This window comes from Natrialba sp. PRR66, from assembly GCF_034808065.1.
Classification (GTDB): domain Archaea; phylum Halobacteriota; class Halobacteria; order Halobacteriales; family Natrialbaceae; genus Natrialba; species Natrialba aegyptia.
This window is the reverse complement of sequence record NZ_JAXHGN010000007.1, coordinates 111,715-125,362: the sequence shown is the minus strand read 5'-3', so window position 1 is coordinate 125,362 and position 13,648 is coordinate 111,715. Positions and strand designations below refer to the sequence as shown.

At 64.7% G+C, this 13,648-nt stretch carries 12 protein-coding genes and 2 pseudogenes; 7 read left to right on the top strand and 7 right to left on the bottom strand.

Annotated elements, in window-relative coordinates:
* Positions 1–237, top strand: a pseudogene (locus SM755_RS21385) (radical SAM/SPASM domain-containing protein); the annotation flags it as partial.
* 479 nt (positions 238–716) lie between these two features.
* Complete coding sequence (locus SM755_RS21380; protein ID WP_323174460.1) at positions 717–971, top strand: hypothetical protein; 255 nt, start codon at positions 717–719, stop codon at positions 969–971.
* Positions 972–1,152: 181 nt separating this feature from the next.
* Here SM755_RS21380 and SM755_RS21375 read toward each other — a convergent pair whose 3' ends face one another.
* Positions 1,153–3,930: a PEP/pyruvate-binding domain-containing protein gene (locus SM755_RS21375; protein ID WP_323174459.1), complete on the bottom strand. Its 2,778-nt coding sequence runs from the start codon at positions 3,928–3,930 to the stop codon at positions 1,153–1,155.
* Positions 3,931–4,225: 295 nt separating this feature from the next.
* Between SM755_RS21375 and SM755_RS21370 the strand changes: the two genes are divergently transcribed.
* From SM755_RS21370 to SM755_RS21350, 5 genes and pseudogenes are all read left to right on the top strand, one after another.
* Entirely contained in the window at positions 4,226–4,819 is a 594-nt protein-coding gene (locus SM755_RS21370) for a helix-turn-helix domain-containing protein (RefSeq protein ID WP_323174458.1), read from the top strand.
* A 113-nt stretch (positions 4,820–4,932) separates the two neighbouring features.
* A pseudogene (locus tag SM755_RS21365) lies at positions 4,933–5,055 on the top strand (helix-turn-helix domain-containing protein); the annotation flags it as partial.
* Between the two features lie 180 nt (positions 5,056–5,235).
* On the top strand, positions 5,236–6,378 hold the full coding sequence (locus SM755_RS21360) for a CaiB/BaiF CoA-transferase family protein (protein WP_323174457.1): 1,143 nt from the start codon (positions 5,236–5,238) through the stop codon (positions 6,376–6,378).
* A 118-nt stretch (positions 6,379–6,496) separates the two neighbouring features.
* Entirely contained in the window at positions 6,497–7,348 is an 852-nt protein-coding gene (locus SM755_RS21355; RefSeq protein WP_323174456.1) for a VOC family protein, read from the top strand.
* A 159-nt stretch (positions 7,349–7,507) separates the two neighbouring features.
* A complete protein-coding gene (locus SM755_RS21350) occupies positions 7,508–8,521 on the top strand; it encodes a C45 family peptidase (protein ID WP_323174455.1) in 1,014 nt (337 codons plus the stop codon).
* A 66-nt stretch (positions 8,522–8,587) separates the two neighbouring features.
* Here the strand turns inward: SM755_RS21350 and SM755_RS21345 are convergent, their stop codons facing one another.
* From SM755_RS21345 to cobJ, 6 genes are all read right to left on the bottom strand, one after another.
* Positions 8,588–9,763 carry a PQQ-binding-like beta-propeller repeat protein gene (locus tag SM755_RS21345; protein ID WP_323174640.1) on the bottom strand — a complete coding sequence of 392 codons (1,176 nt, stop codon included), beginning with the start codon at positions 9,761–9,763 and terminating at the stop codon, positions 8,588–8,590.
* A gap of 71 nt (positions 9,764–9,834) precedes the next feature.
* Positions 9,835–10,203, bottom strand: a complete 369-nt coding sequence (locus SM755_RS21340) for a DUF3209 family protein (RefSeq protein ID WP_323174454.1) — start codon at positions 10,201–10,203, stop codon at positions 9,835–9,837.
* Between the two features lie 34 nt (positions 10,204–10,237).
* On the bottom strand, positions 10,238–11,470 hold the full coding sequence (locus SM755_RS21335) for a CbiX/SirB N-terminal domain-containing protein (RefSeq protein WP_323174453.1): 1,233 nt from the start codon (positions 11,468–11,470) through the stop codon (positions 10,238–10,240).
* Positions 11,471–11,537: 67 nt separating this feature from the next.
* Entirely contained in the window at positions 11,538–12,260 is a 723-nt protein-coding gene (locus SM755_RS21330) for a cobalamin biosynthesis protein (protein ID WP_323174452.1), read from the bottom strand.
* The gene (locus SM755_RS21325) at positions 12,257–12,586 is read right to left on the bottom strand and encodes a ferredoxin (RefSeq protein ID WP_323174451.1); all 330 of its coding nucleotides are present in this window, start codon (positions 12,584–12,586) and stop codon (positions 12,257–12,259) included. Before SM755_RS21325 ends, SM755_RS21330 begins: the two co-directional genes overlap by 4 nt.
* A gap of 24 nt (positions 12,587–12,610) precedes the next feature.
* Positions 12,611–13,645, bottom strand: coding sequence for a precorrin-3B C(17)-methyltransferase (cobJ, locus tag SM755_RS21320; RefSeq protein WP_323174450.1), 1,035 nt, complete (start codon positions 13,643–13,645; stop codon positions 12,611–12,613).
* Positions 13,646–13,648 lie beyond the last annotated feature (3 nt).

Genomic DNA, 13,648 nt, shown 5'->3' with positions numbered 1-13,648 from the left:
CCGTTCGGTGAACTCTGGGAGGACGAGACGAACCCGCTGTTGCGAGCGCTTCGCGAGCGCGAGACCCATCTTACTGGACGGTGTTCCGAGTGCCGGTATCGATAGATCTGTCGCGGGGCGTCCCGATTGCGCGCACTCGCGGTCGAAGACGATCTCTTCGCTCCCGATCCCCAGTGTTACCTGACGGAGGGAGAAATTGCGCCCGGGGATGCGTTCGCCGGCGGATCCGCGGATTGACGAACCGCCGGCCCCTACCGAGCGAAATCATCGCATACGTTATCGGATTCAGCAAAGTTCAGTATCCTCGTCGCAACCACGGTCGCGACACGGGGCATTCGCCCGCTCGTATCGCACTGTCCCATGCGGTGAGTGACGAGCGGATCAATCCGCTACTGATCGAAATCCCGAGGCGGTCTTCCCTGCCGTGTACCGATTCCACGACATCCGAGCGCTTCGAGAGCGCTCTCCTTCCCGTCGCTCGGCGGTAGATATAAGTCACTACCAATCAACAATTAGGACGGAAGCCATTAAACGGGCATGAAATGCCCCGGATGCTGGAGACATCCGAGACGTGGCTTCCAGCCGAGTAGGCTTGCAGCCATGATTGCGTACATTCTCACGGGATATAAACATCCCGCACGACTGATGCATCGCTCAATTCGATCAGCAGCAGGTATCTCCTGCCGAATTACGAGAGTGACGAGGTGTCAGTTGGGATGAGCGACGACGCTGACAACACCGTCGATGGTAGTGACGGCGGGGACGACCCCGGCCAGTCCGACCGATTCGACCAGTGCACCCTCCCGCGCTGTCCTCGCTGCGGGACGCCGATCGCGCGGAAAACCATGATCGGCCCCGGTGAAGCCATCGCCGGTCCCTGCGGCTGTCGCGTCGCTCCGCCGGATCCCTCTCCCGATTCCGATCCCGGCACCGGCACCGCCACCCGCACCGAACGAGACAGGCCGAATTGATCCCCTGCGAGACGAGTTCACCGGACTGAACTCGGATCGCGGCGGTCAGCCGAGTTGCCGGCGAGTGTCGAGACGACCACCACGACCACCGGTATCATCGGAGCAAACCACCACGATCACCGCCGCAACTCGGCCCGTAATCGCGACTTCCGAGCGACGGACACAGACACCGACACCGAGATTAGCGCCGGGGGTCACTGGGACCGCTGGAGCGAGCAGCCGTCGTCGGATCGTCGGCATCAGTCCGATCGAGGAGTTCAACCGTTCCCCGACTCCCATCAATGCGAACTCGCTCCCCGCTCTGAATTTCGGCCGTTACGTCCGAAACCGAAACGACAGCGGGAATCCCGTATTCTCGGGCGACCAGCGCACCGTGTGTCATCCGGCCGCCGACTTCCATCACGAGCCCGGCCGCGTTCTGGAACAGCGGCGTCCACCCCACATCGGTCGACGGAGCGACGAGAATGTCGCCGTTTTCGAGGGACTCCTCGGACGGATCGGTCACCACTCGAGCGGGACCCTCGACGATGCCAGACGAAACCGGCGTTCCGACGAGTTCGTGCCCCGTCGGTTCGATCGCCGCCGTCACCGCCGGAGTTTTCCCGTCGCTGGTGAGAATCGGCGGAGCAGTCAGAGACGCGTCCCGATTGTACGCACGGCGTCGCTTTTCGATATCGACATCGATTGGGGAATCGTCTTCGAGCGCGGCGAGGAGTTCGTCTTTGCGAAGGAACCAGACATCATCAGGCTGGTCTATCTGACCGTCTGCGGCGAGCGAGTCCCCCGCCTCGGTGAAGACATCGCGAGCGGCGGTGAGAAAGCGAGTGACGCCGTGCTTGTGATGTTCCCGAAGTTGGATCCCGCCACGATAGACTCGGAGCAGTCGTGACACGACGGGCTTTCGGATCGGACCCAGAAGGCCGCGTCCAGCGCGTGCTTCGAGTTCGGCGGCCGCGCGCTCGGCATCCGCTTTCAACTGCGCAAGGTGCTCGCGGTGGTCGAGGTCGTCGCTTCCCGAGAGGGAACTGCGGATCGTTTTGCGAAGCAACTCGGGATCGTCCTTCCAGCGGGGGCGGCTGAGGTCTATTTCGCTGCTCGCTCGGGAGCCGAAGTCGTCGAGAAACGCGGTGAACGCGGCTGTGAACTCGTCCCCGCCATCGACGCGTTCTATTTCGGATAGCGAGTCTCCGGCGGTGAGCGCGTCGGCCACGTCGGGATGGGTGCGAGCAATATCGGTCACGTCGTTCAGCCGCTGGTTGATCTGGGTTGCGATCTCGTCGTCGAATCCCTTTCCGAGGGCGTCGAGTTCGTCCTCCGCGTCCTGAAAGAGCCGCTCGAGAATCGCGCCGGAGAGGAGTCCGGCGAGGAGCAGCGGCATCGACTGGCTGCCGACGGTTGCGACGAGCGTCCCGTGGTCGACCGCGTCGAACGCGTGTCGAACGCGGGCCGCCTGTGAGGACGGTTGCGTAATCCGGTCCGCCATCCGCTCGCCTTGCAGTTCGACGCGGTGGCGTACGTGTTCGGGGTCCGGCGGACCGCAGACGAACGGCCGGATGAAGCGGCCGAGCACCGTCGGTGCGGCCGGACCGATGACCGGAACGAGACGGCGGAGTGCACGACCAACCGATACCGCGCCGTCGAGTCGGTTCCGTTTCTCGGCGGTCTCTCGTTCTCGCCGTTCCGCAAGACAGTCCTCAACTGTCGTCGCCGCTGGCTCGCTCATCGCACCGAGGAGGCAAACGGCGACCGGTCGTGAGAGGCCGTTGTCGAGCAGGGGATTGAGATCGATGTACACCCGATGTCCGGCCGCCGCCGCAAACGGGGCGGTAGAATCCCCGGAGCGAAGACGGGCTGCGGAGTTCTCGAGCATCTCCCGCACCCAGTCGACGACGAGCGGTGGGAGCGCCTCTGCCATCGCTTGCTGGTGTCCGATGCTGAAATAGAGGTGGATTCGGTCGTCATCCGGAACCGGCGACGGCAGCGGGTACAGCGACGTGATCGGGCGTGACTGGAGTAAGAGGATTTCGGTGTCGACGATCGCCCATTCGATGTCCTGCTCACTATCGAACACGTCGGTGACTCGATCCCCGAGTTCAACAAGTTCACGCAGTTGCGCGTCCGAAAGAACGCGTGAGTTCCGTCGATCCGGTTCGGTCGCTACCGACTCGGTCCCGTCTCGATCCGCGCGCAGATGAAGGGTGTTGCGCTTGTCACCGATTTCGTACTCGAGTATGTCACCGGTTCGTCGATCAACGCGGGCGTTATCGGGCGAGACGTCGCCGGAAACGACCGTGTCCCCGATACCGTAGTTCGCATCGACCGATGCGACGCGGCGATTGCCAGAGACAGGATCGGCGGTGAAGAGAACGCCGGCCGCCTCCGGTTCCACGACCGCTTGGACGACCACCGCCATCGCGACAGTAGTGTGAGAGATATCGTTCTCGAGCCGGTACGAGACGGCGCGTTCGGTAAACAGGCTCGCCATGCAGTCACGGATCCGGTCGAAAATCGCCTTGCGATCGTGCACGCCGAGGAACGTCTCGTGTTGTCCCGCAAACGACGCGGTCGGTAAATCCTCGGCCGTTGCGCTCGATCGTATCGCAACCGCATCCGTCGACCGCTCCGCCAGCGTTTCTTCGATTGCTCGTCTTACCGGGTCGGGGAATTGTGCGTTCGTAATCCGCTCTCTAACTGTGGCACACCGATCACTGATGCCGTCTGCGTCCGCCAGATCGAGGTCCGCTACCGCCGCGATCGCCCGTCGAACGTCGGCATCGTCAACGAGCGCTCGATACGCAGCCGTCGTCACACAAAACCCGGACGGAACGGCGAAGTCCAGATCGACCAGCAGGGCGAGATTTGCTCCTTTACCCCCAGTTACGGACGGGTCCGTCGCGGCGTCGTCCTCGAACGAGACGGTGTACGCCGCGGTAGTCGCGTCGGTTCGAATCGCCTCCATTCAGCTCACCTGGCTTGGGAACGCTGATTGCGTTCGTCCGCCCGACCGTTCACGGTTTGCAATCGATTTCGTCTCGGAGATTCTCTCGGCACCGGTCAACACAACGACCCTCGATTCGGCCATCGCCATACGAAGGCGTTCGACCCGCACATGGGAAGCGCTACTGGCGGGTATAGTCGTGGTATTTAAGTTACGGTATCGCACACCGTCGTCCGTGAAATGCGTCCACCTAACCGCGACACCGGATTCCGAAACCGTCCCCGAATCCTTCCGCGTGCTGGCGGGGTCTTCACACGTGACCGAAGCACGTCTCGTCGCGCTGAATACCGACCCACACGGGAGACCGACTGAACTCTTCGAGGTGGACGGAAACGCGGATCGAATTCACGCTGCGCTGGCTGATTCGGAGGGTGTCCACGCGATCGAGACGGCACCCGTAACGAACGGCAGATTCAATCTCCTCGTCACGCTCGCCCCGTCAACGGCCCCCCTGCAACGGGAAGCCTTCGAGGCGATCACCCAGGAGCAACTCGTCGTCGTGAAACCAATTGTCTACCGCAATGAGCGTGTTCGGGCGCGTATAGTCGGTACTTCGGCCGCGTTGCAGCGGGCGATCGGTCGGTTCCCGGAGGATATCACGGTGGAGATCGACGCAATCGGCGAGTTCGATCGAGGGTACGAAACGCCCCTCTCGCTGCTCAGCGACCGTCAGCGGGAAGCGATGCTCGCGGCGTTCGACCTCGGATACTACGAGCGGCCGCGCGAGACCACCCACCGAGAGATAGCCGATCGACTCGGATGCGCGCCAAACACCGTATCGGACCACCTCCAGAAGGCCGAGAAGAAGATCGTAACTGAGGTCTTGAGTACGACGTTCGAACAGCAATAGCGGTGAACAGAGCGTCGAATACGACTTCCGAGTTCGAAATCCGAAACGCGCCGACGGAGAACTGCACCAGCGTCTCACGGCGCGGTGGACCCACTTATCGGCGAAAGACTCTCGAAAAACCCACCAGTGCGAACGCCACCGAAGTCGCCGACGAACTCGGTATCGCCCGCTCGACGTTCACCGAACACCTCGCCGCCACGCAGACGAAGCTCATGGACGCGATTCTCGATCCCTGAACGCGAACGCGGGGACACCGACACCACGGGTCAATCGCATTCTCGCCACCGGCGAGTTCGAAAACGAACCGTGACGACAAAGACGATTCCTCGATCCTCGAGATAACGACCGAACGATAGATGGTCGCGACGAGTGGCCTAGGGCGGTCAATTATACGCGTTCGCAGTATTGGTCTCGGCATGCACCTCGACGGACTCCGCGTGCTCGATCTGAGTCGGTTGCTCCCCGGACCGTACGGAACGCAACTGCTTGCAGACATGGGTGCAGAGGTCGTTCGGATCGAACGGCCCGGGGACGACGACGAAGCGGGACCGGAACTCGAAGCGATCAACCGCGGCAAACGACGCGTCGCGCTGGATCTGAAACGCGACGGCGGTCGCGACGCCTTCCTCGAACTCGCGACGACCGCCGATGTCGTCGTCGAACAGTTTCGGCCGGGCGTCGTGGATCGGCTGGGGATCGGCTACGAGGACGTTCGCGAGTTCAATCCCGAAATCGTCTACTGTTCGCTGTCGGGATATGGGCAGAACGGCCCGTACAGCGACCGCGTCGGACACGACTTAAATTACGTCGGTCTCGCCGGGTTGCTGGATATGACTCGCGAATCCGACACCGAAGCCCCTCGGATACCGGGCTATCAGGTCGCGGATATCGGCGGCGGACTGTTCGGCGCACTTGCCATCGTCAGTGCCGTCCTCTCCCGAGAGTTCGGAGCTACCGACGGCGAATACATCGACATCTCCCTGACCGATGCCGCCGTGTCCTTCTCGCAGGCCGTCGCGCCGCGGGCGCTCGGCGGCGCAAATCCGCGGCCGGGCGAAACGCCGCTTACCGGTCGGTACCCCTGGTACGACAGCTACGCGGCCGAGGAAGGCTACGTGACGCTCGCCGCGTTAGAACCCCACTTCTGGACGGCCTTCTGCGACGCCGTCGGCCGCGAGGAGTGGATCGAACTCCACGCGACGGACGATCCGGCCGAACGCCAGGCGCTCCGCGAAGAGCTCGAAATCCTGTTCGCCGAGCGAACGCGGGACGAGTGGGTCGAGTTCTTCGACGGAATCGACGCGGCCGTCGGCGGTGTCTACACGCCGGCCGAAACGATCGACCATCCCCAGATTGAGGCTCGCGGCTACGTTCATCGCTCGTCGGACGGGCCGCCGTTTATCGGCTTTCCGGCGCGCGGAAGCGATATCGACCACGACAAGCCGGCAACGGCCGTCGCCGGCCATGGCGCTGACACTGCGTCCCTCCTTCGCGAGGCTGGGCTCGACGCGACCGAAATCGAACGGCTCCGGGAGTCGGGAGCGATCCCAGAGGCGTAGACGAATACCGACGCGCTTGATCGAATCGTCGGCACGGAACGCACATCACAGCGAGACGATCACCGACGAATCGGCTTCGCAGGCAACCGTGAAGATCATGGAGGCCCCAGCGGACACAATGACGGACGACCCACCCGTTCCGAATACCGCGCGGATCGGCCGCGCCGCGCTGAACGTGGCCGATCTCGAGGCGATGGTCGAGTTCTATCGTGACGTGGTCGGACTCGCAGTCCGCACGCGAACGGAGACGACGGCAACTCTCGGAACCGACGACGCGGCGCTACTCGTACTGGAGGAAAACGAGGACGCGCCGCCGCGGCAGCGAGACGAAGCGGGGCTCTTTCACACTGCGTTCAGGGTTCCGACGCGCGAGGCGCTCGGCGCGGCGCTCGATCGGCTTCGGGACCGATGGACGCTGACCGGCGCGTCGGACCACTACGTGAGCGAGGCGCTCTATTGCCGCGATCCCGAGGACAACGGCGTCGAAATATACTGGGACAAGCCGCGGACCGAGTGGCCGCGCAACGACGACGGGACGATAGCCATCGGGACGGTACCGCTCGAACTCGACGAGGTTGCCGCCGCGTCGAACGGCGCGGCGAGCGCGCCGCCGGAAACATCGATCGGCCACGTCCACCTGGAGGTCTCGTCGCTGCCGGCAGCCCGAGCGTTTTACGGCGAGACGCTCGGCCTCCGCGTTCAGACCGCAATGGAATCCGCACTGTTTCTCGCTGCGGGCGACTATCACCACCACCTCGGCGTCAACACGTGGAACGAGCGAACGCAGCCAGCAACCACCCGTCACCGCGGGGTAGCATGGTTCGAGTTCAGTCTCCCGAACCCGGCTACAGTCGAAGCGGTCAGACATCGACTCGCCGAGACCGATCGCTCGGTTACTGAACTCGACAGCGAGGACGGTATCGCGGTCGCCGATCCGGACGGCATCACCGTTCGGTTTCGATCGCGCTAGCGAGGGTGCAGTCGTCGAGGCGTCCCCTTCTCGAGATGGGCAGCAGCATACGGGCGCAACTGGCTATGGGACATCGACGCCGGCGGCGTGCAGTTTATAAAAGGCCGCAAACGTGAGAGATGGCGCTACCCACCAAGGCCGAGAAGGAACAAACCCGACATGCATCATCACCGCTTATCCGGACCGCACGAAGCGATGGGGCGACAGTACGCGGCCCAGCTCACGGACGATGGCCGGTCGCTCGCGGATGCAGCAACGGAACCGCTCGATCCGTCCGAAGAACGGCGTGCGCTCGCACGCGACTGTACGACCCACGTCGAAGAACATGCCCCGTTCCTCCTCGAAGAGCTTCGCGGCATCGCCGACGCAACCGGTATCGACGCTGAACTCGTCGCGACCGTTCCGCTGGCGCTAGACGCCGAGGCCGGGTGTTCGCTCGTCGCCGTTTCGGGCGAGCGTACCACTACCGGCGCGCCGCTTTTCGGCCGTAATCACGACTTCTTTCCGTCCTTCCGGGACTTCGCGACGCTGTACCGGACAGCGCCCGCGGACGGGATAGCCAGCATCGGGTGTTCCTGCGTGTACGTCGGCCGCTGTGACGGCGTGAACGAGGCCGGACTGGCGATCGGTTTCGCGGAAGTGCCGCCCCACGAGTTCGAACCGGGGATACCGTGGCAACTCGCTATTCGTGCGGTGCTCGATACGTGCCGAAGCACTGAGGACGCCGTCGGCTTCCTCGAATCGATCCCGCACGCGACGAACGTCAATTTCCTCGCCGCCGACGCGACCGGGGACATCGCGCTCGTGGAGGCGAGCCCGAATCGAGTGACAACGACCCGGCCGGCCGACGATCTGGTCTCCGTGACGCGGGAGTTCCACACCGAGTCGATGCGCGAGGCGTACCAATCGACGGATCGGACGCCCGCCGACTGCGCGCGCAGGCAGACGGTTGCGGCGTGGTTCGCCGACCAAGAGAGACCCGTCTCACCCGCCGACCTCCAAACGGCAATGGGCGACCCGGACGACGGTATGTGTTGGCCCGTCGGCGACGATGGTGATCCGCGTTCGACCATCTGGTCGTGGGTGATCGATCCCGCCGATGCCAGCGGCTATCTAGCAGCTGATTCGCCCGTCGACGCGCCGTACGAACCGATCGAAATCGGCTCGGAGTGACGACGAGTTCCGGTCGGCGGACTCCCCGATCACGCGTTCCGTTCGCGGTGAAAACAGTGGGAGTGATTACCGATCGAGCGGGATGGTATGGAGCGCGTACTCGCCGCGAACCCGGGTTTCGTCGTGATACGCGACGGGTTCCTCGACGGCGGCGATCGTTCGCTCGTCTGCCGCGACCGCCGTCGCGATGCCGTCGGTGGGAACGTCCGCGAGCGGGCCGTTTTCCGCGTCGAATCGGCGAACGCCGTGGGCCGCCGAATCGCGCGTTCGGAAGTGCTGTGCGCAGGGGACGACGAGGGTGTCGTCCGCGGTGGTGAGTTCGTGTGCGAAGCCATCGAGGGAGGCGGTCCAGAGCGGATCGCCCGCCGCGTCGACAACGGTAAGTTGGTGTTCGTTCGGGTGGAGCGAGTCGGTGTCGCGGCTCTCTTTGGCGTACGTATTCCCGGTGGCGAACGCGACGCGACCGTCAATCGCGGAGACGTGGTTCGGGTAGGCGTACAGCGTCTCATCGCCGAGTTCAGTTTCGACCGCGAGATCGAGACGCCAGCGCTCCTCGCCGCCCGGGCCGAGCAGGTAGCCGCGCTTGTCGCCGTGGCTCGCCACCGCGAGATGCGGTCCGTCGAAGGACACGTCACCGACGCGGCGGTCGCCGTCGGTTCCGGGGTCCCAGTCCCATCGCGTCTCGCCGGAGTCGATATCGAGGACGACGAGACCGACATCGTGGGAACCCATGCACCGATTGTAGCCGACTGCGAGGCGGTCGCCCGCCTCGTTTACGTCGATCGCGATCGGAGAGGCGTCGGTTTCGTAACGCCAGCGAACGCGGCCGTCGGCGTCGAAGGAGAAGACGGTACTGTGCCACCGTCGGTCCGCCCCGTCGCGTTCGTAGCGGCGGGCCGCCGCATAGACTGTGCCTCGATCGGGATCCGTTTCGAGAGCCACGACGTAGGGTAGCGCGAAGATCCCGTCTTTTGCTGGAGGACCGATATCCGTTGCGGTCTCGTAGGCCCACCGCTGTTCGCCGGTGGCGAGATCGTAGGCTGCGATCGTCCCGTCCTCGCCGCGGCTACCGACGACGAGTTCATCCTCGAGCGAGCCTAGCGTGACGGGGTGGCCCGGATGCGTAACTCCCCACCTGGGATCGAGGGAATCGCGATCACGGTCGAAGGCGGTGAGCCGGCCGTCCCACTGACCCGCGAGAACGAGATCGGCGGTCAGGTGGACGCTCGACCGGGTCCACATGTGTCGGCTCCGTGCACTGTCGATCTCGCCCAGGGGGACGCGCCGGGAGCCGTGAGTAGACGCTGTCACCGTTAGTCCTCCGGAAACGTTTCGTGAAGGAGGTCGTGGGCATCGCCGATCCCGTCGACGATACTCTGCCCCTGTGCGGTCAGCCGATGCACGGCGCGTTCGGCGTCTCGGACGGCGAGCAGTCGGCCGCGCGTGTAGTCGTATTCGGGGTCGTCAGGGTCCATCGCGGCGATTTCTTCCTCGAGGTCGACCAGGGCCGCGTCGAGGTGGCGCTCGATCGCCAAGAGGGACTCCGCCTCCGCGAGCGCTTTGATTGGGCCCTCGAGATGGCCTTCGAGATCCGCCTTCGCGTGTTCGCGGGCGCTTCGATCCTCGCTGCCGAGGACGTTCATCAATCCGAGTTTCAGTGCTTCGATTTCGTAACAGCTCATAGACAGGTGTGGTATTGGGATGGTATAATCGCGTTCAGAGCGTCTGATCCACGAGATCGCTCACGATGCGGTCCCGTTCGAGATGGGACGAAACGATGCGGTCAGCGTCGGCAGCGTCGACATCGCCGTACCAGATGCCGTCCGGATAAACCGCGACCATCGGGCCGTCGCCGCACCGACCCAGACAGGACGAGCGGGTGATACGCGCGTCGCAGTGGTCGGAGTCGCGGGCCGTCTGGCGGAGCCGTTCGAGGACCGTCGGCGACCCCATCTCGGCGCAGGTCCGGTTCGTACAGACCGCGACGTGCTTCCCCGGCGCGTCGTGAGTGTGAGGTTCGTCCGCGACCGACTCCCGGTCGGCGTGTGCCTCCTGGTGGGCCAGCGCGCGGAGCATGGCCCGCGCCCCGCCGACATCCTCCTCGTAGCCCTCGAGATCGACCTTGTACTTGCAGGTATCACAGGACATCTCGACGCTGCCCGTCCGGGCTTCCTGCCAGCGATCAGCGAACACATCGAGCAATCGCGAGTCCGTTCCCAGAGGATCGCCGGCCAGTGCGTCGACGTACGGATAGTCCGCGTCGAAGTCGGCCGTCCGGTCCCGAACGCGCTGGGTAAGGACGCCGTCGCCGAGCATGTACGGCAACGCGACGACCGCGTCGGGCCGGTGCTTCGCCACGCCGTGTAGAGTCTCCTCGAGCGTCGGCTCCGTCACGCCGATGAACGTCGCCTCGACGCGGGTGAACTCGCGGCCCTCGTACAGCAATCGTGCGAGTTTGTGCACGTCGCCGTTGGCGTCCGGATCGCTCGAGCCGCGACCGCAGAGAACGACGGCAACATCGTCTTCCGTCCGGTCGACGCCGAGTTCAGCTTCGACGGCCGCGGCCCGGTCGTCGAGGAGGTCGATGATCGCCGGATGAATCCCCAGGTGCGCGCCGTTGTCGATCTGGATATCGAGTTCGGCGCGAGCTTGCTCGAGCGCGAGTGGCACGTCGTTTTTGACGTGGCTCGCGGCGAACAGCGAGCAGTGGACGACCGTCACTCGGGAGGTGACCGTGGCGAGTTCGGCAAGCGCCTCGTCGATCGCCGGTGCGGCGAGTTCGAGGAACGCGGCGTCAACGGGGATATCGAGGCGTGATTCGAGAGCGGCAGCCAGGTTTCGCACCTGGTCGTTCGACTTCTCGCGCCGGGAGCCGTGGCCGATCAGGAGGATGGCCTCGTCGTCGACGGATGGGGGCGTGCCGATGTGGGATTCGTCGGATGTGCGCATCGTAGCTGGTGTCGTTGCGTCGGGTGGTTCGATACTGGGTGCAGTGGCGGTAGCAGTAGTGGCGGTCCTAGTCGTCGATCGCGGTGGCCTGTTCGAGGCTCCGTTCGAGCTTTCGACGCCGACTCGGCGCGAACAGGCCGGTGTCCTCGCAGTCCTCGTAGAGCCAGGTGCCGAAGGCGGACGCAGCGGCGTCGTCGACCCCGAACCAGTAGCCGCCCGAGGACGTGTCGCCGAGTTCGCCGACGGGGGCCTCGACCGGACACTCGGCGATCAGTTCTCGAACGAGCGCGAGCAGCTCGCGGTCCGCGTGGACGAACGAGATGCCGACGGTCCCGCTCGAGGACTTGAAACAGATCGTGCCACAGCCCTCGAGCAGCCCGCGGAGGAGTTCTCGGTCGTTGTCCGTGAACGCGTCGAGCCGATAGTTGCCCCGGTCGTCGACGGGAAGACTCCGAACGCTCTCCCGACCAAGTACTCGCCCCTCGGCGTCGGCGTAGAGTGAGACTGTGAACTCTTCCTCGGTCCGAGTGATCGACGCGTCGTGGGCGTACTCGCGCGTCGTGGTCTCGCGAGCGAGATCGCCGCCCGCGACGGCCGCTAACACCTGTGCGGATGTCTCGTCGGAGGTGACGACCTCGATTCCGTCGGCAGCGACCTCGCCGCTGCCGGCGACGTGCCCCCAGAAGTACGCCGTCGCGGGGTGTCCCGCGAGGGGGTCCGCCGGCGGAGTAAGTTCGAGTTCGAACTCGTCGTCGAACGCGGCGTCTGAGTCGGCTTGCGCGTCGCTCATTCGGCCACCTCCTCGGCCGATTCGGTCGATTCGGGCGACTCGCGCGGCCCGGACGGCTCGGCCCCATCGACGGCCTCGACGACGATCGCATCGGTCGGACAGGCCGCTGCGGCCTGTTTGGCTTCGTCGATGCGGTCGTCGTCGAACGTCGCGACGACGCGGTCAGCCGCGTCGGTAACGTCGCCCGCACAGTCGTAGACCGGGTCCGCGTCGGGATCGACCGTCGCGAGGCCGTCCTCGCCTTCGACGAACCGCGGGTCGCGGGTCAGACAGGCGAAGATGCCGTCGCAGGCGTCTTTTTCGATCGTGACTTCGTATCGTGGCATGGTAGTGAAATCGAACCGCACCGCTCAGTAGTCGTACTTCGTCTCGTACCCGCGCGGGGTGACCATCCGGTCGTCCCAGACGTAGGTGTCTTCGGTCCCGACGACGATCGTCGTCGTCATATCGATGATCTCGCTTTCGCCAAGGTCCTCGAGTTCAGCGAGGTCGGTGATCATCACCTGCTCGTCCTCGCGGCCCGCACCGTGGACGATGCCGACCGGCGTCTCGGGATCGCGGTGAGTCAGCAGAATTTCACAGCACTTCTGGAAGTTCTCGCGACGCTTGCGGCTCCAGGGGTTGTAGATGGTGATCGTGAAGTTCTCGCTCGCGACCGCGTGGAGGCGCGACTCGATCTCGGGCATCGGCACGAGGTGATCCGACAGCGAGACCGAGACGGTGTCGTTCACCAGCGGTGCACCCAGCCGAGCCGCACAGGACTGGGCCGCGGGAACGCCCGGAATCACGTCGAACTCGACCATCGAGGCGGTCGCGCCCTTCGACTCCAGAATCTCGAGCGCCAGCCCGGCCAGCGCGTAGACGTTCGGATCGCCGCTGCCGACGATCGCCACGTCGTTGCCCGCCAGCGCGCGGTCGATCGCCTCCTCCGTCCGCGAAACTTCGCCGCACATCGGCGTGTCGTAGAGTTCGTCGGCCGCGGCTGTGATCTCGTCCGGGATGAGGTCGATGTATGTCGTGTAGCCGACGATGTGCTCGGCCTCGAGCAGCGCCGTCTTCGCGCGTTCGGTCATTCCCTCGGGCTGCCCGGGACCGAGGCCGACGGCCGTCAGTTGGCCGGGCTCGCCGTCGAAGTCCTCGATCGTCGCCCCGACTTCCTGTTCGGTAGAGCCGTCGTCGCTCGACGCACCGCACGACGATTCCGATGCTGAACTCGAATCGGAACTCGACGCCCCGCACGCCGAATCACTCGATGACGTCTCGTCGCTCGACGCACCGCAGTTCGAACTCGAACTCGTCGAACTCGAGGCGGACTCCGTCTCGGTCGCGCCGCCGCACTTCGATGTCGATTCCTCCGCAGCGTCCGCGTTCGTCTCTGAACTCATTGG

Bases quoted from the DNA above. Each gene is read 5' to 3' on its own strand.
- SM755_RS21345 (WP_323174640.1), bottom strand. From the start codon at position 9,763: ATGTGGACCCGGTCGAGCGTCCACCTGACCGCCGATCTCGTTCTCGCG.
- SM755_RS21325 (WP_323174451.1), bottom strand. From the start codon at position 12,586: ATGCCACGATACGAAGTCACGATCGAAAAAGACGCCTGCGACGGCATC.
- SM755_RS21360 (WP_323174457.1), top strand. From the start codon at position 5,236: ATGCACCTCGACGGACTCCGCGTGCTCGATCTGAGTCGGTTGCTCCCC.
- SM755_RS21330 (WP_323174452.1), bottom strand. From the start codon at position 12,260: ATGAGCGACGCGCAAGCCGACTCAGACGCCGCGTTCGACGACGAGTTC.
- SM755_RS21340 (WP_323174454.1), bottom strand. From the start codon at position 10,203: ATGAGCTGTTACGAAATCGAAGCACTGAAACTCGGATTGATGAACGTC.
- cobJ (WP_323174450.1), bottom strand. From the start codon at position 13,645: ATGAGTTCAGAGACGAACGCGGACGCTGCGGAGGAATCGACATCGAAG.
- SM755_RS21380 (WP_323174460.1), top strand. From the start codon at position 717: ATGAGCGACGACGCTGACAACACCGTCGATGGTAGTGACGGCGGGGAC.
- SM755_RS21375 (WP_323174459.1), bottom strand. From the start codon at position 3,930: ATGGAGGCGATTCGAACCGACGCGACTACCGCGGCGTACACCGTCTCG.
- SM755_RS21355 (WP_323174456.1), top strand. From the start codon at position 6,497: ATGACGGACGACCCACCCGTTCCGAATACCGCGCGGATCGGCCGCGCC.
- SM755_RS21335 (WP_323174453.1), bottom strand. From the start codon at position 11,470: ATGCGCACATCCGACGAATCCCACATCGGCACGCCCCCATCCGTCGAC.
- SM755_RS21350 (WP_323174455.1), top strand. From the start codon at position 7,508: ATGCATCATCACCGCTTATCCGGACCGCACGAAGCGATGGGGCGACAG.